The organism is Desulfotomaculum sp. OF05-3, from assembly GCF_003435535.1.
Lineage (GTDB): Bacteria > Bacillota > Clostridia > Lachnospirales > Lachnospiraceae > Pilosibacter > Pilosibacter fragilis.
In genome coordinates, this window is sequence record NZ_QWGO01000002.1 from 62,004 (window position 1) to 80,488 (window position 18,485).

Below are 18,485 nucleotides of genomic sequence, written 5' to 3' on the forward strand. Positions count from 1 at the left end.
CTGCCTTGCATCGAAAGGACGCGGCGGGCTGCTGTTTCTTTATAATTCGCAGTTATTAACGGTACGCGGGAACGGAACTACGTCGCGGATATTGCCCATTCCTGTGAGGTACATTACGCAGCGCTCGAAGCCGAGACCGAAACCGGAGTGGCGGACGCTGCCGTATTTTCTCAGATCAAGATAGAAACCGTAGTCTTCCGGCTTTAATCCGAGCTCGTTCATTCGGGCAAGGAGCTTCTCGTAATCGTCCTCACGCTGGCTTCCGCCGATGATCTCGCCGATACCCGGAACGAGACAGTCCACAGCGGCAACGGTCTTTCCGTCCGGATTTAATTTCATGTAGAACGCCTTGATCTCCTTCGGGTAGTCGGTAACAAATACCGGTCTCTTGAAGATCTTCTCAGTCAGATAGCGCTCATGCTCCGTCTGGAGATCGCAGCCCCAGAATACCTTGTAATCGAACTCATCGTTGTGCTCTTCAAGGAGCTTTACAGCCTCTGTGTAGGTAACGTGGCCGAATTCGGAATTTAATACGTTGTTTAAGCGGTCGAGAAGTCCCTTGTCGACGAACTGGTTGAAGAAGTTCATCTCGGATGGAGCGTTCTCGAGAACGTAACGGATGACATACTTTAACATGCCTTCAGCGACAGCCATATTGTCATCGAGATCTGCGAATGCCATTTCCGGCTCGATCATCCAGAACTCGGCAGCATGACGGGTCGTGTTGGAATTCTCAGCACGGAAGGTCGGTCCGAAGGTGTAAACATTGCGGAATGCCATTGCGTAGGTCTCAGCGTTTAACTGTCCGCTTACGGTAAGGCTTGTGTGCTTTCCGAAGAAGTCCTTGCTGTAATCAACTGCGCCGTCCTCAGTCTTCGGAACGTTATCAAGATCGAGAGTCGTTACCTGGAACATCTCACCGGCACCCTCACAGTCACTGGAGGTGATTAGCGGAGTGTGGACATAGACGAAGCCCTGTTCCTGGAAGTACTGATGGATCGCGTAAGCGATCAAGGAACGCACACGGAATACAGCCTGGAATGTATTTGTACGTGCGCGGAGGTGCGGGATCGTACGAAGATATTCGAATGTATGGCGCTTTTTCTGGAGCGGGTAGTCTGCGCTGGAAGCCCCCTCAACGGTAACTTCTGTTGCCTGGATCTCAAACGGCTGCTTTGCCTCCGGTGTTGCAACGAGAGTACCTTTTACGATAATGGAAGCGCCGACGTTTAACTTGGAAACTTCAGCGAAGTTTGCCATTGTATCATGGTAAACGATCTGTAAGGTATCGAAGCTTGTACCATCGTTTAATACGATAAAGCCGAATGCCTTGGAATCACGGATGCTGCGGATCCAACCGCCGACCTGGATCTCCTGGTTTAAATATTTGTCACGCTCTTTAAAGAGCTCTTTCACTGTTGTCAACTGCATGATTTTTCCTTCTCCTTATATCTCTCTTCTTAGATAAATGTGCAATCTGGTATTAGTATAGCGTATTTTTTATGGGGATTCAAGGTGAAATGGGCATAACACGGGGGTTTTCGGGAGTTTTTTAAAGGCCTCCCGGGCAGAAATTACAGAGTCCATCAAGATTTGTAAGTAAAATAGGGATAGAAAAATATATTTTTATAGAAAAATTCCGGAATATCGACTATAATAATAATAAAATAGCATACGGGAGGGCAAACGAATGAATATTTATGATCGGATCAAGACTATGAGCGATGAGATGGCGGGTGACCTTACAGCGCAGAGACGTGACTTTCATAAGTACGCGGAGCCGGGCTGGTTCGAGATGAGGACGTCGTCCATTATTGCTCGGAAACTGACAGAGCTCGGATATGAAGTGCTTGTCGGAGATCAGGTCTGCAAAAAGGATTCCAGAATGGGCGTTCCGTCTGAGGAAAAGTTAGAGGAACAGTATGAGCGTGCCATTGCTCAGGGAGCGGATCCGGAGTTTGTTAAGTACACAAAGGGAGGAATGACCGGCGTGATCGGAATCCTGCGCTGCGGCGAGGGCCCGACGGTTGCCATGCGGTTTGATATCGATGCCCTCGGCGTATTCGAGGAACATGATCCGAGCCACAGACCGGCGAAGGAGGGATTTAACTCCGTAAATGAAGGCTTCATGCATGCCTGCGGACATGACGGACATGCCACCATCGGTCTCGGTGTGGCGAAAGTTCTGATGTCTATAAAGGACCAGCTTCACGGAACAGTAAAGCTGATCTTCCAGCCGGCGGAAGAGGGCGTCCGCGGCGCGAAATCCATCGTTGATAACGGACACCTTGACGGTGTGGATTACCTGATCGGCTCTCATGTGACAAATAAGAAAGAGGATGATCCGGCAGTGGTAATTCCGGGAAGCTATGGCTCTCTCGCAACGACAAAATATGATGTGATCTTCCACGGAAAATCTGCCCATGCGGGCGGATCACCGGAGGTTGGACGGAATGTCATGCTGGCAGTCGGAACGGCGATCTTAAACCTTTATGCGATCCCGCGTCACTCCGGCGGCGTGTCCAGAGTAAATGTGGGAACCGTTGTCGCCGGAAGCGGACGGAATGTTATCGCGGACGAGGCGAAGATGGAGATCGAGGTCCGCGGTGAGACCACCGAGATCAACGAGTACATGAAAAATTACGCAGTGAACATTATCGAGAGCGCGGCAAAAATGCACGGATGCACCTGTGAGATGAAGCTTATGGGCGCGGCAAACTCCCTGGCGAGCAGTGAGGCGCTGATGGAGCGGGTGAAGAGAGTCTGCGAGGAAGATCTCCATCTGCCGGTTGCGAAGGAAATGAGCAGCAAAAACGGCGGCAGCGAGGATGTCTCCTATATGATGAACCGCGTCCAGGAACAGGGCGGACAGGCGACCTTCATGCGCGTCCTCACCCACGAAGCCGGCCCGGGTCACAGCCGTATCTTCGATATCGACGAGCAGGTTCTTCCGAATGCGGTGAAGATCTTCTGCGGTGTGGTTTATGACATTATGCACTAATGGGTGAGAAGTGCATGCGATAAAAAGCGACAGATAAAAAGAGCTCCGGCCAATTTGCCGGAGCTCTTTTCATAAATGCGAGAAGGCACTTTTATGCCATGATCTTGCGGAACAGGTCTTTCAGGTCCTCTACGCTGGCATCCTTCGGGTTGCCCGGCGCGCAGGCATCTGCATGTGCGGACTCTGCAAGGAACGGAAGGTCTTCCTCTTTGATCGCCTCAAGGACAGATGGAATTCCGACATCCGCGGAAAGCTTCTTGACAGCGTCAACAGCAGCCTTCCGGTATTCGTCCTGAGACATGGAATCAACATTTGCAACGCCCATTGCACGCGCGATCTCACGATATTTTTCGCCGGTGCATTCCTGATTATATTCCATAACGATCGGAAGCATCATTGCGCAGGCAACACCGTGCGGGGTATCATAGACAGCACCGAGTGTGTGTGCCATGGAGTGGGCGATGCCAAGACCAACGTTGGAGAAGCCCATACCGGCAATGTACTGACCGAGAGCCATTCCCTCGCGGCCTTCCTTTGTGTTTGCCACAGCACCGCGCAGGGATTTTGAGATGATCTCGATGGCTTTCAGATGGAACATATCGGTCATTTCCCAGGCAGCTTTTGTTGTGTAGCCTTCGATGGCATGGGTCAGGGCATCCATACCGGTGGAAGCGGTAAGTCCCTTTGGCATGGAGGACATCATATCCGGGTCAACAACAGCAATGATCGGCATGTCATGCGGGTCAACGCATACAAATTTACGCTTTCTTTCGATATCGGTGATAACATAGTTGATCGTAACCTCGGCAGCAGTACCGGCTGTTGTCGGAACGGCGATGATCGGAACACACGGTTTTTTCGTCGGTGCAACACCCTCAAGACTTCTTACATCCTCAAATTCCGGGTTTGCGATGATGATGCCGATCGCTTTGGAGGTATCCATGGAGGAGCCGCCGCCGATGGCGATCAGGTAGTCAGCGCCGGATGCCTTAAATGCTTCAACACCGTGCTGGACATTCTGGATCGTCGGGTTTGCTTTAATATCGGAGTAGAGCTCGTAGTCAAGACCGTTTGCGGTCAGAATGTCGGTTACTTTGGCGGTAACCTTGAATTTTACGAGATCCGGGTCGGAACATACGAACGCCTTTTTAAAGCCGTGGGCTTTCGCCTCGTTCGCGATCTCCTGAATCGCGCCTGCTCCGTGATAAGATGTCTGATTTAACATAATACGATTTGCCATGATAAAAAACTCCTTCCATGAATACTTGCTCTCAAAAGCTTTCTGTGCTTTTGTTATTATATTAACAAACTTGAAGGGCAAAAAGAAAGTTACAGAAAAGGTCAAGTGTAACACTTTAAGGAAAATCGACATATTGCAAAAGAAAGACATAGAAAATTGTGCAAAATAACAATAGATCAGGACAGCAGATGAAGCTCAAGAAACAGATCCCGCAATGCTGCCGGCATCGCGCGGACGAGAAGCCCGGCAAACTGGGACGGGGTTAGGTCCATGCCACCGAGAACCCACTTTACGGTCATGGTGATCGAGCCCTGACAGTACATTTCCAGAAGAAAATGGATCTCAGGGCTGGCCGGTCTGCCGCTTTTTTCCCGGATCAGATTTTCATAAAAGGCGAGGATCAGCTTAAAATCATGCTCCCGCAGGGAATTCTGCCTGTCATAGCGGAATGCGGCGGCAAAAAACGCCTTTTCCTCCTGAATATATGTAAATTTTTTCTCCAGGCTGTCAAGGACCATGGTCCCGCGTCCCATATGTTCAAAGGAGCGGGCGAGGAGCTTGTCGAAATACCAGTTGATCAGGTCATATTTATCAAGAAAATTCCGGTAAAAGGTCTGGCGGGTGACGCCGCAGCGCTCTGTGATCTGGCGGACAGTGATCGCATCGACCGGAGTTGTCTTCATGCATTCCTTCATGGCTGCGGCGAGACGGTATTTTGTTTTTTCCCCCTTCATGGCAGGCGTGCTGGATTCGATCATTAAAAGCTCCTTTCTACGGTATCGCGACCGGTGCTATTGTATTCAGTAAATTCTATCATATTTTTCCCAAGGGAGAAAGTCTTTTTGCTCCGGTTAGCTCCCTCTTCAGATATCATCGGGAAGCGTTCAAAAAAACCCCGTATTATCCGCGATCGAGTCACGCGGATGATACGGAGTTTGTGTTATGCATGAATGAACTTCAGATGGCTGAGCCCAAAGGCAGACCGGTTTTTATGAGAGACCGATCAAAACGGCAAGGATCACAGCGATGGATCCGAATGTAAACAGGACAGCCTGGAATTTGATCTGGAACTTTGCCCATTTGCCCCAGTCGAGCTTTGCCGCAGCCAGCGCGCCTAAGAGGCAGCCGGAGGTTGGAACGATGAAGTTTGTGAAGGCGTCACCAAGCTGGTACGCAACAACAGCAACCTGTCTCTCGACACCGACAAGATCGGCGAGAGGAGCCATGATCGGCATGGTAAGGGCAGCCTGTCCGGAACCGGATACAACGAAGAAGTTGAACACGGACTGGAAGATATACATAAACCATGCGGAGATCACCGGCGGGAAATTCTGCATTCCGTCGCTGATGCTGTGAAGGATCGTATTTAAGACTGTACCGTCGGTTGCACTTGTGCCACCAAGGATGATGATGATACCCTGCGCCATTCCGACACACATTGCAGCGCCTAAAAGATCGGCAGCACCGTGGTCGAAGGATTTTGCGATATCATTTACTTTCATGTCATTCAGCTTGAATACAACGCCGATGATACCGGAAACGAGACCCATCACGAAGAACTGGGAAGCGATCTCCGGGATATAGTAGCCCTCGCTTATAACACCCCAGATCGTCCATACCATGCAGGCAGCGACCGTGAGGAGAACAAGCTTGTGGCCGAGAGTGAACGGCGGCATCTCTTTGCCGTTCTTTGCGAATTCTTTTCTGTATTCCTCATCAGACTCATATGCAACGGAGAGCTTCGGATCTTTCTTGATCTTTACCGCGTAGCGCATCGTGAAGACGATCGTAAGTCCTGTGAAGAAGATCCATAACGGGATACGGAACCATGCACCGGACATGACCGGAATACCGGCAACACCCTGGGCAACAGCCAGTCCGAACGGATTCTGCCAGGAAGAACCGAAGCCGATCTGTGTAGATACGTAGGAGCACATAATTCCGACAACTGCGTCATATCCCATTGCGATAAACATCGGTACGAGGATCATAACGAACGGAATTGCCTCCTCACCCATGCCGAAGACTGCGCCTCCGAGGGAGAACAGGACTACGAGGATCGGGATCAGAAGGATCTCGCGTCCATTTGTCAAAGCGATGACCCGCATAATGCCGCTTTCTATCGCGCCTGTCCGGAGAACGATACCGAAGGCACCGCCTACGACCAGAATGAAGGCGATGATTCCGACAGCGGTACCATTCTTATCGCCGACGGTCATACCCTCGAATACATAGTTTAAAATTCCCTGACCGCCAAAGTCCTCGGTTCCGAAGAGCGGAGCTGCTTTGGTCACTTTGTTTCCGTTTTCATCCAGAATATACTGGAAGCTTTCCGGATCCAGAACGGTTCTTGTTTTTTCCACGCCGTTCTGCATATACGTGATTTCTTTTGTGTCGTATTTACCCAACGGGATAAATACGGTGAGCAGAGCCGCGAACAGAATGACACCAAAAATGATGATGTAAGTGTGCGGCATCTGGAAGCCCTTTTTTTTCTCCATGGCTTATCCCCCCATAATTGTATTCTCTGCCTGTGAAATCCCCCGCACAGGTAGTGTATCTACTATATTAACATAAATTCTGTGATACGTCATTACTCTTTTCCTTTAATCCTACATATTAATAGTTGCTGTACAGGGGTAGGAATTTTCTGAACTGAAAATTCCGTACAATACAGTGGTGGCAGTGGATTTTGCCGATTCGGAATGCGAAGCATCGGCAAAATCAGTTACTGTTTGCGCAAGGCGTGAACAGTAACTATTAATAGGTTTATACAATTTCGAATCAGCATTTTTGGTACTTATGTAACCAATCAGGAACATAGGTATTGTATTGCGTATCATACAAAAAGAAAAAAATGTCAGAATATACACAAAATTGGGATTGAAAGGATGAAAAGTTTGTTCACATCTTCTAAAAAGTATGTTATAATAGAGTCACCATCTAAGAAACTAATGTATGGGACAAAAAGAGCAGCAAGAGGTGATATCATGGTAAAAAAAGAGATGATAGCGATGCTGTTGGCAGGAGGACAGGGAAGCCGCCTCGGTGTATTAACACAGAAAGTGGCAAAACCGGCCGTCTCCTTCGGCGGAAAGTACAGAATTATTGATTTCCCGCTCAGCAACTGCATCAACTCTGGTGTTGATACTGTGGGAGTATTGACCCAGTACCAGCCCTTACGTTTAAACGCGCACATTGGAATCGGTATTCCGTGGGACTTAGACCGCAACGTCGGCGGCGTTACGATCCTGCCCCCTTACGAGAGAAGTAAAGGCAGCGACTGGTATACAGGAACCGCGAACGCAATTTACCAGAATCTGGAGTACATGGAGTCCTACAATCCGGAATACGTTCTGATCCTTTCCGGCGACCACATCTACAAAATGGATTATGAGGTCATGCTGGAATATCACAAAGCGAATAATGCGGATGTCACGATTGCCGCTATGCCGGTGCCGATCGAGGAAGCAAGCCGTTTCGGAATCCTGATCACGGATGACAACAATAAGATCACGGAATTTGAGGAAAAACCGGCGAACCCGAGAAGCAACCTCGCTTCCATGGGTATCTATATCTTCAGCTGGAAGGCACTGAAGGAAGCGCTCATCAAGCTTTCCGAGGAGCCGGGCTGTGATTTCGGAAAACATGTGATCCCGTATTGCTTCGAGCAGGGCAAACGGATCTTTGCATATGAGTACAATGGTTACTGGAAAGATGTCGGAACTCTCGGCTCCTACTGGGAAGCAAATATGGAGCTCATCGACATTATTCCGGAATTCAACCTGTATGAGGAATACTGGAAGATCTATACAAAGAGCGACCGGATCCCGCCGCAGTATATTTCCGCGGACGCGAAGATCACAAAGTGTATCATCGGCGAAGGTTCCGAGATCTACGGAGAGGTAACGAACTCTGTGATCGGATCCGGCGTAACGATCGAGAAAGGCGCTGTAGTCAAAGACTCCATCATCATGCAGGACAGCGTGATCGGTGAAGGCGCGGTGATAGAAAAAGCGATCGTGGCCGAGGACGTAAAGGTCGGCGCCGGGGCGCACCTTGGTGTTGGCGAATATGCGCCGAGCAAATATGACCAGAAAGTATACCAGTTTGATCTTGTGACGATCGGCGAACACTCTGTGATCCCGGAGAACGTAAAGATCGGCAAGAATACAGCAATTTCAGGTGTGACGACCGCGGAGGATTATCCGGACGGAGCGCTTGAGAGCGGCGGCTACATTGTAAAGGCAGGTGGAATCGTATGAGAGCAATCGGTATTGTTTTAGCAGGCGGAAACAGCAAGCGGATGCGCGAACTTTCCAATAAGAGAGCGATCGCGGCGATGCCGATCGCGGGCAGTTTCCGAAGCGTGGATTTTGCGTTAAGCAATATGAGCAACTCTCATATCCAGAGCGTTGCCGTACTGACACAGTATAACTCCCGCTCCTTAAATGAACATTTAAGCTCTTCCAAATGGTGGGATTTCGGAAGAAAACAGGGCGGAATGTATGTATTTACTCCGACGATCACGGCGGAGCACAGCGACTGGTACCGCGGAACAGCAGACGCGCTCTACCAGAATCTGGACTTTTTAAAGAAAAGCCACGAACCATATGTAGTGATCGCTGCCGGAGACGGTATCTATAAGCTGGACTACAATAAGGTCCTGGAATATCATATCGAAAAGAAAGCCGATATCACGGTTGTCTGCAAGGACATGCCGGGTGATGTGGATGTGACACGTTTCGGTATGGTGAAGACGAATGCCGACGGACGGATCGTTGAGTTTGAGGAGAAGCCGATGGTGGCTGATTCCCACACGATCTCCTGCGGTATCTATGTTGTCCGCCGCCGTCAGCTTATCGAACTTATCGAGCGCTGCGCGAACGAGGACAGATATGACTTCGTACAGGACATTCTGGTGCGCTACAAAGGTCTCAAGCGGGTCTATGCGTACAAGTTAAATACATACTGGAGCAACATCGCTTCTGTCGATGCTTACTACCAGACAAATATGGACTTCTTAAAACCGGAAGTGCGCAATTACTTCTTCAAAGAGTATCCGGATATCTACTCCAAGGTGGATGACCTTCCGCCGGCAAAATACAATCCGGGCGCAGTTGTGAAGAACAGCTTGGTATCCAGCGGCTGTATCTTAAACGGAACGGTAGAGAATTCAGTTCTGTTTAAGAAGGTCTATATCGGAAACAACTGTATCATCAAGAATTCGATCATCTTAAATGACGTGTATATTGGGGATAATACCGTTATCGAGAACTGCATCGTTGAGAGCCGTGATACGATCCGGGCGAATACGACGTATATCGGAAAGCCGGACGATGTGAAGATCGTGATCGAGAAGAACGAGAGATATACCCTGTAAAAAGGGTGCCGCAGTTCGGAGACGGGATATTCCGGACGGTGCGGCAAAGGCTGAAAGACAGGCATTCAAATATTGACTGGCCGGTGATTACATAAAATCTGCGGGGAGCGCAGATGGGGGAGGTTATTATGCAGGTAACAGATGTACGTGTGAGAAGAATTGAGAAAGAGGGAAAAATGAAGGCGATCGTGTCCATCACACTGGACAACGAGTTCGTGATCCACGATATCAAGGTCATTGAAGGGGAGAAAGGCCTGTTTATCGCGATGCCGAGCAGAAAAGCTGCTGATGGCGAATACCGCGATATCGCCCATCCGATCAATTCCGGAACACGGGACATGATCCAGAGAGTGATCCTCGACAAGTACGAGACAACCACACTGGAGGAAGCGCAGGCAGTTTAGTTTTCCGGGAAACTTGTCCGGAGTGACAGCCTGACGCAGGTCCTGCAAAAAGATATAGCCGCAGAGAGCGGCTTGTGAATGGGGAAATAGAAAGTCCGCCGAATCGTGAAAAGATTCGGCGGACTTTTTTCGCGTATTATGATCTCTTATACGATTACATAAGTCCCGGGATCAGAAGCGGAACATATACGATCATGAAGAATACGATGATCAGTCCGATCAGGTACGGGATAACAGATTTGGAGATCCGCTCGATCGGAAGTCCCGTGATACCGGAAGCAACGAACAGGTTGATGGCAACCGGCGGTGTGATCATGCCGATGGCGATACCAACTACGAAGAGGATTCCAAAATGTACGGTGCTGATGCCCATGGCCTTGACAAGCGGCAGGAACACCGGGGAAAGAATGATGATCGCGGAGGAGGTCTCCATGAAGACTCCTGCGAGCAGGATGATCAGGGAGATCAGGAACATGATCACATACTTGTTTGTGGAGATTCCCAATACTCCGGACGCAATGGCCTCCGGGATCTTGTAGTTTGCGAGAACCCAGCCGAACGGACCGCTGCATGCGATGATGATCATGATAACGGCAGATGTCTTTGCACTTCCCTTCATGATCTCAACGAGACCCTTGAAATCAAGGTCGCGGTAGATAAAGAAGGAGACGAAGATCGCGTAGATGACTGCTACGGCAGCCGCCTCAGACGGTGTGAAGTAACCGGAGAAGATTCCGCCGAGGATGATCAGCGGCATTAAGATTCCCCAGATCGCTTCCTTGAAGGTGTGGAGCACGTTTCCGACAGAGAACGCTTTTCCCTTCGGGTAGTTGAACTTGCGTGCCTGATAGAGGGAGATCGCAACGAGGATCACGCCCATTAAAATTCCCGGGACAAATCCATTTTTGAAAAGTGTGTTTACGCTGTCCTCAGAGATAACGGCGTATAATACCATCGGAACGGACGGCGGGATAACGACACCGATGGTCCCGGCAGCTGCGATCAGGGCAGCGGCGGAATCTTCACGGTATCCACGTTTCTTTAACTCCGGGATCAGTGTTGCACCGACAGCGGCTGTTGTGGCGGCACCGGAACCGGAGATCGCCGCGAAGAACATGCCGGCGAGGACGGATACGATGGAAAGACCACCCTTTAACATACCAAGTAAGGACTCGGCGAACTCAACGAGCACCTTGGAAACTTTTCCCTTTGCGAGAAGGTCGCCGGCAAAGATGAAGAACGGAACCGCAATCAGGGAGAAGGAATCGGTGCTGGCGAACATACGCTGCACGAGGATCAGGAGCTTTACATCGCCTTTTAAGAGGACGAGGAGAGCTGCTGCCGCGATCGCGAATGCGACCGGAACGCCGATCAGAAGCAGAACGATAAAGGAAATGAATAATAATGCTGCCATGTTATGCCTCCTCCTTTCCAAATAAAAGTCCAAGAACCGCGTCAACCGCGTGTACGAGCATGAATCCGCATCCTACCGGAATGCAGAGGTAAATATATTTCATGGGAAGACGCATCGCTGCAGACAGCTGGTTTCCCTGTTTTCCGAAGTATTTCATACCATAGATGATCACGACAACAAAAAGAACTGTGCAGACCACATGGACGAGAAGTTTTAAGACTTTGCTTAATGCGGCCGGAACCATATCCTGAACGAATGTGATGGAGATATGGCCGCTGTGCTTGTATACACAGCTTGCGCCTAAAAATGATGACCAGACTAAAAGGTAACGGGTCGCTTCCTCACTCCAGGAGAGTGCGGTGAATGCCATACGGCAGACGATCTGTGCGCCGGTGATAACGACCATGGCGCCGAGCATGACAACGATGATGTAGGAACAGATGGTGTCCAGAACATCGCTGAGTTTGTGAAATCCCTTAACGAAAGCCAACGGTGTTTCCTCCTTTGAAAACCGAAACAATTACATGGAAAGTGCTAAAGCGGTTCTGATTTACAGTACGCGAGTAGGAATTTTCTGAACTGAAAATTCCATACAATACATCAGTGGTAACAGTTCCGGCTGCCCGGGTTTCCCTGGGCAGCCGAAGAACCTGCTTTAAAAATCCCATTGCCGGGGCAATGTTAACGGATTTTAGCACCGAACTTTAAAATCAAACAGCTGCGAAATTACTTTAATGCGTCCTGGATTCTTTTGATGTAATCAGCGTAATCCGGGTAAGCGTCATATACGCTCTGAACAGCTGCACGGAAGCTGTCTACATCCGGGTTCTCGACGACTTCCATACCATGATCCTTGATCTCCTGGAGCTGGTCAGCTTCCTGATCTGCAACCCACTGGCGCTCGTACTCAGCAGCTTCCTGTGCGGATTCCTCGAAGATCTTCTGAACATCTTCCGGTAAGGACTTGAAGAGGTCGTTGCTCATTGTGATGATCGCTGTGGAGTAGGAATGACGGTCAAGGGTTACATACTTCTGGGACTCCCAGAGCTTGTAGGAGTAGATAACGTTGATCGGGTTCTCCTCGCCATCGATGGTGCCCTGCTGAAGAGCTGTTAAAGCGTCGGACCATGCCATCGGAACCGCGTTTACATCAAGAGCCTTGAAGGTAGCTGTGTAAACGTCGTTCTCCATGACACGGAGCTTTAAGCCTGCAACGTCAGCCGCGTTTGTGATCGGCTTCTTGCTGTTTGTGATGTTACGGAAACCCCGCTCTGCGTATGCGAGACCCTTTAAGTCAGCATCCTCGAGTGTTCCAAGGAGCTCTTTACCGATCTCACCGTCGAGGACTTTGTAAGCTTCCTCGTTGTTTGCGAACAGGAACGGCATATCGAGAACACCCATAGCGCTGGAGAAGTTTACGAACGGACCGCTTGTGATGATACCCATATCAAGAGTACCCATCTGCATGCTCTCAAGCATGGTACGCTCGTCGCCGAGAGCTCCGTTCGGATGGATCTCGATCTCGTAGGCGCCGTTTGTGCGCTCTTTTACGAGCTCAGCGAATTTCTCAGCGCATACCTGGAAACTATCCTGCTCGTTTACGGTCGTACCAAGCTTTATTACGGTTGCGTCTGTGTTTGAAGTCGCTTCCTTGCTCTCAGCAGCGGAAGAATCAGCGGCAGCGGCTGTTGTCTCAGCGGCAGTAGCAGTTGTCTCTGTGGAATTGCTGGAAGAGCCACAGCCTGCCATGGAAAGAACCATAGCGCCTGCCATAACGGCGGATAATAATTTTGCACTTTTTTTCATAATGACCTCCTAAAGTCTTTTAAGAATAGATTGATTATAAGTATATATCTTAACTGCCCCTCGCAGGTAAGAAACTAAGGAATTGATGGTGGTGTTGGCAAAGTGCGCGAAAGGAGATTGCTCCGCACTGCGTGCTCCCGCAATCTCAGCCGGCATTCGTAATCCGGGCTGTCGCCCTGCTTACTCATGCTGGCTTGGTTGTCAGATGTACAGACAGCTCTGCGTGCAAGCACGCGGTCTGTCTGTCCGCCTGACAACACTTTCGGGGCAAAAAAAAACTCCTGTCTCTTATTTTTAAGAGACAGAAGCGAAACTTCTGCGGTACCACTCTTGTTGCTGTCAAAAAACAGCCTCTCGATCCCGTCGTTTTTCAAATATGAAAAATTAACAGGCAACACGTTAACGGGTGTAAACCGAACCAGCCTACTTGGAACACTTTCAGTGGTTAGCTCCGGGAGGATTGTCTGTAACGCGGTGTCTGCAGCTTTTCACCAGCCAGCTGCTCTCTGAAAGACCTTCGTTAAGAGCGTTCCCATCATCGCAAGGAATATTTAAAACTGCCCTTTATTATAGTCACAGATTTTCAAAAGTCAAGAGAATTTAAAAAAATAAATCGCGTATTGTGAGAAAAATATGATATGATAGATCGTATAGTAAATTTATTTCATAGGAGATATTCCAACAGGTTATTATAGAGAATGGAGGAGGAGAATGAAACCGACCGTCAGTATAATTGTTCCTGTCTACAATGCGGAAAAATTTCTGAACCGCTGTGTGGACAGTATTCTCGGACAGGAATATAGAGATTTTGAACTGATCCTCGTAGATGATGGGAGCAGAGATATGTCAGGCTCGATCTGTGATGCGTATGCGAAGACGGATGAGCGTGTGGTGGTGATCCACAAAGAAAATTCCGGGGTTTCAGATACGAGAAATCAGGGAATTGAAAGGGCAAAGGGAACATATCTCCAGTTTGTGGACAGTGATGACTGGCTGACGCCGGATGCGACAAAGCTTATGGTCCGGGCGGCAGAGGAACATGGCTGTGATATGGTGATCTCCGATTTTTACCGCGTCGTTGGGGATATGGTATCCAGAAAAGGGGACATCGAGTCAGACTGCGTGATCGACCGGGAGGAATTCGCGTCGTTTATGATGGAGAATCCGGCGGATTATTACTATGGAGTGCTGTGGAATAAGCTGTACCGGCGCGATCTCGTAAACCGCTTCGGGATCCGGATGGATGCGGAGATCAGCTGGTGTGAGGATTTCATGTTCAATCTGGAGTATGTCCGCTATGCAGAGACATTCTATGCGCTGAGGACACCGGTGTATTATTATGTAAAGACAAAAGGTTCGCTGGTGAACCAGAAGATCAGCATCACGAAGACTGTGAAGATGAAGCTTATGATGTTTGAGTACTACAACAACTTTTATAAGCATGTGCTGGACGAAGAGGATTATGAGAAAAACCGGCTTCAGGTGTACCATTTTCTGGTGGATGCAGCGAAGGACGGCTTTGTTTTCCCGGCATCGATCCCCGGAAACCGGAAGCTCGGAGAGGAGCGGAGCAGTGCGCTGCAGGAGGTGATCTCCGATGAGGGGATCATTGTGGATAAATACCGGGACCGGAAACTTTTGGAGAGATATCTGGAGTCGGCGGCATTGAAGCATGATATGACAATGGAGGAACTTTCTCTGCTTTTATATCTGAAGGATACAAGCCATGAACTGAGCAGAAAGAATCTTGCGGATCTTATGGATCTTAGCCGCGGAGACCTTGCGGTGGCGGTCCAGCGGTTGTCCGCGAAAAAGATGGTGGAGATAACGGAGCTCCCGAGAAGGCGGGGAACAGAACGAAAGATCCGACTGGAACTTCTTCCGGCATCAGAAGTTGTGATCCCGGATCTTGAGGCGGCGGAGAACGATTACTATCAGGCGAAGTTTGGAAATTTTACAGAGGAAGAGATCAGACAGTATACGCTGCTGGCACGGAAAGTGCGGGAGAACGAGAGGAGTATTTTGCAGCGGGGATAGGAGAAGGCGCATTCGCGAGAAACTGCGGACTGCGTCAGGCGGTCGTACTGGTGTGGAAATACAACGAATAAACATCAAAAATATGGAGATAAAGATGGAAAAAGAAAAAACTTGCAAAATCGTATTCAGTGACATCGACGGCACGCTGCTGACGTCGGACGGACAGATCACGGAGGGAACGAAGGAGATGATCCTGAATCTTGAGAATAAGGGGATCCCGTTTATCCTGACTTCCGCGCGGTCACCGGAAGGCGTGCGGGTCATTAAGAGAATGCTGGGGAATCATGCACCGATCATTGCGTTCTGCGGCGGGCTGATCCTTGATGATGACGGAAATGAGATCTACAGTAAGATGATTCCGTTAAAACGGGCACTGGAACTGAAGGCGATGCTGGACAAGGATTTTCCGGCTGTTGCCTGTAATACCTTCGGCGGCGAGAAGTGGATCGTGGATGACCGGGACGATTGGAGAGAGCAGCGGGAAGAGAAAATCGTGGGATTTCCGGCTGAAATTGGAGCTATTAAAGATATATTTGAAAAAGAAGGCGGAATTCATAAATTTCTTCTCATGGGAGATCCGGACGTGATGACAAAGCTGGCGGCGGTTCTGGCAAGAGATTTCTCCGAACTCCAGTCTGCGGCATCCAACCCGGAATATCTGGAGATCACGGCAGCGGGCGTGGAAAAGTCGGAAGGTTTGAAGACCCTCTGTGGAAAACTCGGAATTTCCCCGGAAGAGGCAGCGGCCTTCGGTGACGGTGAGAGCGATCTTTCCATGATGCATGCGGCAGGATTTGGCGCGGCGATGGGAAATGCGCCGGAGAATGTGCGGAGACGGGCACCGATGGTGATCGGGAAGAATGATGAGGAAGGGCTGCTGAAGAGGCTGAAGGAGATATTTAAGGACTGAGAAAAATTGAGATTTCGAGACGGATGAATTCTGCCAGGCACTAACGTGCCAATGATGCGCACTCGCGCGAAGATGTAGATTGTCGCAAGTGACCGCACGAGGCGCGAGAATGTGCCAAGGTACATCCTTTTTTAGAGTTCTTGCAGAACAGAAAAACAATACAATTGAAAAAAACACAGACAGCATATGCAATATGGAGGACGGGATAGTAAGACTATGAAAGGGAAGCTTTTAACAGGCGTGGGTTTGCTGCTGATCGCGGCGGCTCTTCTTCTTACTGTTTATAATATAAGAGAATCAGACCGGGCCGGAGCAGAGTCAGAGGAGATGGTGGTCCGGATGGAGTCACTGACAGCAGCTCTGCCGGAGCGGCTGGAGACGGAGAAAAAGGAACTGGTGCCGGAATATAAGAAGAATCCGGAGATGGAAATGCCGACAGTGGAGGTAAATGGACAGGAATGTGTGGGGATGATCGAGATTCCGGCGCTGGGGCTCAAGCTTCCGGTCATCAGCGAGTGGAGCGACGCGAAGCTCAAGAAAGCCCCTTGCCGGTACAGTGGCTCCGCGTATTTAAAGAACATGATCATTGCCGGACATAATTACCGCACCCATTTTTCTGGCATCAAGCGCCTGAATCCGGGCGATTCCGTAGTATTCACAGATGCGGACGGAAATATATTTTCCTATGAAGTGGCGGAGATCGAGACGGTTGGCGGCTATGACATCGAAAAGATGGAAGCCGGGGACTGGGACCTGACACTGTTTACCTGCACGAATAAGGGGAAAGCGCGGGCGGCGGTGAGATGCAGGGAGATCGAAGAATAGAGAGGAGTGAGAGAAATGTGTAAGGCGATGGAAGACCTGAGAAATGAGAGCTATGCGGGAGGGCGTGAAAGCCAAGCTAAGGATACGGCGGTTCGAATGAGCGAAAAGGGAATTTCGGTTGAAGAGATTGCCGAAATCGTTGGATTCAGTACAGACGGGGTTAAGAAATGGATTGTAACAGAAGTGTAGGAGAGTGGTGTTGATTTTTAAGAAGAGCATTTTTAGTTGAAGCGTTATTAAAGGAAATGGGGTATGTGTACGGAAACAGGGAAAGCACCTTCGGAGAAGGTAGGCTTTCCCTGTTTTTTTGCTGCAATGCATCTGAAAGAAGCTGCCGATGGTAAGTCTTGCAGATAAAATATTATTTTTTGTAGAAACAGTTCCCGCCAACGATCTTGTAGGAAGAGTAGCTGCCTGTTGAGGCGTGTTTGGCGGATTTGAAGTAGAGATAGTCGCCGATATTGTTGGAACCTGACAGAGCATCTTTGGTGGCTTTGATGCAGGACTTGGACGGACCTTTTGCCAGGTATTTGTCCAACAGACCGGAGGACGCGCCGGGGAACTGGCCATCGGCGTAGATCACGTCGGAGATCGTTTTGCCCCATTTTCCGGATTTTACACGGTTTACAATACAGCTTGCTACAGCGAGCTTATCTTCATAGGAATCGTCACCGGCCTCCATGGCGACGCAGGCTGCCATCAGGTAGATCTCATCTTCGGTGGCGGAGATTACATAGGACGGTGCCGCAGAGGTTTCGTTTCCGGATGCGCTCAGCGCCGCTGACTCTTCCTTTGCGTCGACAGCGGCAGCAGGAACCGGGCCGATGGAGGCATATTGACTGGAAATATAGCCGTTTGTGTCGGCGGAGAGCTGGACCTTTGTCCAGCCGTCGGATTCACTTAAGACAGGGAAGGAATCCCCTTCGGCCGCCTGTTTTAAGATTGCGGAATCTGTGGACGGAATCTCGCGGACGTTCAAGGTCGTCGCGGTGATCTTCGCGGATAGAAGACCGAGTTCCTTCGCCAATGGCTCGATATCTGTCCCAAAGAGCAGATATTTGTCACTCATCCATCCCTCAATTTTTCCGGAACGGACCTTCGTCCAGCCATCTTTCTTCTCTAATACGGTTCCGCCCGCTCCACGGTAGCACTTTCCGACGATCTCTCCGTCCGTGGACGGTTTCGTCCGCATATTTAACGGTTCACTTGTCACATTTGCCACGGCAAGATTGTCGTAGGCGGATGCGGCGAAAGATGGAAGAGTTAAAAGTGCAGTGGAAAGGAACAGGACAGACGCGGCAGCGGCCGCTTTTAAAAGAAACTTCTTTGAAAAGTCAGAAATCAGATTCTGTAATTTTCTCATGCCAAATCTCCTCATATCAGTTGAATGTCCCGGTTATATTGCGGGAATTATTTCAAATATTACAAAACTATTACGAAGAAATTATAGCAAAAATGGAGAAAT

The 18,485-nt window shown here is 49.5% G+C and carries 16 protein-coding genes and 1 other annotated feature; of the genes, 8 read left to right on the plus strand and 8 right to left on the minus strand.

All coding sequences use genetic code 11. The features are described 5' to 3' along the window. Window positions 1-39 precede the first annotated feature (39 nt). Entirely contained in the window at window positions 40-1,431 is a 1,392-nt protein-coding gene (asnS, locus tag DXA87_RS01860) for an asparagine--tRNA ligase (protein WP_117503099.1), read from the minus strand. A gap of 259 nt (window positions 1,432-1,690) precedes the next feature. Between asnS and DXA87_RS01865 the strand changes: the two genes are divergently transcribed. Beyond that, window positions 1,691-3,001, plus strand: a complete 1,311-nt coding sequence (locus DXA87_RS01865; RefSeq protein ID WP_117503100.1) for an amidohydrolase — start codon at window positions 1,691-1,693, stop codon at window positions 2,999-3,001. A gap of 91 nt (window positions 3,002-3,092) precedes the next feature. Here the strand turns inward: DXA87_RS01865 and fucO are convergent, their stop codons facing one another. The 3 genes from fucO to yfcC all read right to left on the minus strand — a co-directional run bounded on the left by fucO (window position 3,093) and on the right by yfcC (window position 6,742). Continuing rightward, entirely contained in the window at window positions 3,093-4,241 is a 1,149-nt protein-coding gene (gene fucO, locus DXA87_RS01870) for a lactaldehyde reductase (RefSeq protein ID WP_015553018.1), read from the minus strand. Window positions 4,242-4,417: 176 nt separating this feature from the next. After that, a complete protein-coding gene (locus DXA87_RS01875; RefSeq protein WP_117503101.1) occupies window positions 4,418-4,999 on the minus strand; it encodes a TetR/AcrR family transcriptional regulator C-terminal domain-containing protein in 582 nt (193 codons plus the stop codon). A 231-nt stretch (window positions 5,000-5,230) separates the two neighbouring features. Then, the gene (gene yfcC, locus DXA87_RS01880; protein WP_117503102.1) at window positions 5,231-6,742 is read right to left on the minus strand and encodes a putative basic amino acid antiporter YfcC; all 1,512 of its coding nucleotides are present in this window, start codon (window positions 6,740-6,742) and stop codon (window positions 5,231-5,233) included. 489 nt (window positions 6,743-7,231) lie between these two features. Between yfcC and DXA87_RS01885 the strand changes: the two genes are divergently transcribed. From DXA87_RS01885 to spoVG, 3 genes are all read left to right on the plus strand, one after another. After that, a complete protein-coding gene (locus DXA87_RS01885) occupies window positions 7,232-8,506 on the plus strand; it encodes a glucose-1-phosphate adenylyltransferase (protein ID WP_117503103.1) in 1,275 nt (424 codons plus the stop codon). Next, a complete protein-coding gene (gene glgD / locus DXA87_RS01890) occupies window positions 8,503-9,624 on the plus strand; it encodes a glucose-1-phosphate adenylyltransferase subunit GlgD (protein ID WP_117469024.1) in 1,122 nt (373 codons plus the stop codon). Before DXA87_RS01885 ends, glgD begins: the two co-directional genes overlap by 4 nt. Window positions 9,625-9,752: 128 nt before the next feature. Next, window positions 9,753-10,028, plus strand: a complete 276-nt coding sequence (spoVG, locus tag DXA87_RS01895) for a septation regulator SpoVG (RefSeq protein ID WP_015553023.1) — start codon at window positions 9,753-9,755, stop codon at window positions 10,026-10,028. Between the two features lie 154 nt (window positions 10,029-10,182). Here the strand turns inward: spoVG and DXA87_RS01900 are convergent, their stop codons facing one another. From DXA87_RS01900 to DXA87_RS01910, 3 genes are all read right to left on the minus strand, one after another. Next, window positions 10,183-11,442 carry a TRAP transporter large permease gene (locus DXA87_RS01900; protein WP_015553024.1) on the minus strand — a complete coding sequence of 420 codons (1,260 nt, stop codon included), beginning with the start codon at window positions 11,440-11,442 and terminating at the stop codon, window positions 10,183-10,185. A gap of 1 nt (window position 11,443) precedes the next feature. Further along, window positions 11,444-11,932: a TRAP transporter small permease gene (locus tag DXA87_RS01905; RefSeq protein ID WP_117483514.1), complete on the minus strand. Its 489-nt coding sequence runs from the start codon at window positions 11,930-11,932 to the stop codon at window positions 11,444-11,446. A gap of 236 nt (window positions 11,933-12,168) precedes the next feature. After that, window positions 12,169-13,248 (minus strand): TRAP transporter substrate-binding protein, encoded by a 1,080-nt coding sequence (locus tag DXA87_RS01910; protein WP_117503104.1) that lies wholly within the window; start codon window positions 13,246-13,248, stop codon window positions 12,169-12,171. A gap of 294 nt (window positions 13,249-13,542) precedes the next feature. Continuing rightward, window positions 13,543-13,796: a binding site (T-box leader), on the minus strand. A gap of 163 nt (window positions 13,797-13,959) precedes the next feature. Here DXA87_RS01910 and DXA87_RS01915 point away from each other — a divergent pair. The 4 genes from DXA87_RS01915 to DXA87_RS17865 all read left to right on the plus strand — a co-directional run bounded on the left by DXA87_RS01915 (window position 13,960) and on the right by DXA87_RS17865 (window position 17,209). Further along, entirely contained in the window at window positions 13,960-15,285 is a 1,326-nt protein-coding gene (locus tag DXA87_RS01915; protein WP_117503105.1) for a glycosyltransferase, read from the plus strand. 94 nt (window positions 15,286-15,379) lie between these two features. Beyond that, window positions 15,380-16,195 carry a Cof-type HAD-IIB family hydrolase gene (locus tag DXA87_RS01920; protein WP_242998002.1) on the plus strand — a complete coding sequence of 272 codons (816 nt, stop codon included), beginning with the start codon at window positions 15,380-15,382 and terminating at the stop codon, window positions 16,193-16,195. 216 nt (window positions 16,196-16,411) lie between these two features. Beyond that, window positions 16,412-17,020 (plus strand): sortase, encoded by a 609-nt coding sequence (locus tag DXA87_RS01925; protein ID WP_158552992.1) that lies wholly within the window; start codon window positions 16,412-16,414, stop codon window positions 17,018-17,020. A gap of 15 nt (window positions 17,021-17,035) precedes the next feature. Further along, entirely contained in the window at window positions 17,036-17,209 is a 174-nt protein-coding gene (locus DXA87_RS17865) for a helix-turn-helix domain-containing protein (protein ID WP_158552993.1), read from the plus strand. Between the two features lie 172 nt (window positions 17,210-17,381). On the opposite strand, the gene DXA87_RS01930 is transcribed toward DXA87_RS17865, so the two are convergent. Further along, entirely contained in the window at window positions 17,382-18,383 is a 1,002-nt protein-coding gene (locus DXA87_RS01930; RefSeq protein WP_117503108.1) for an SH3 domain-containing protein, read from the minus strand. Window positions 18,384-18,485 lie beyond the last annotated feature (102 nt).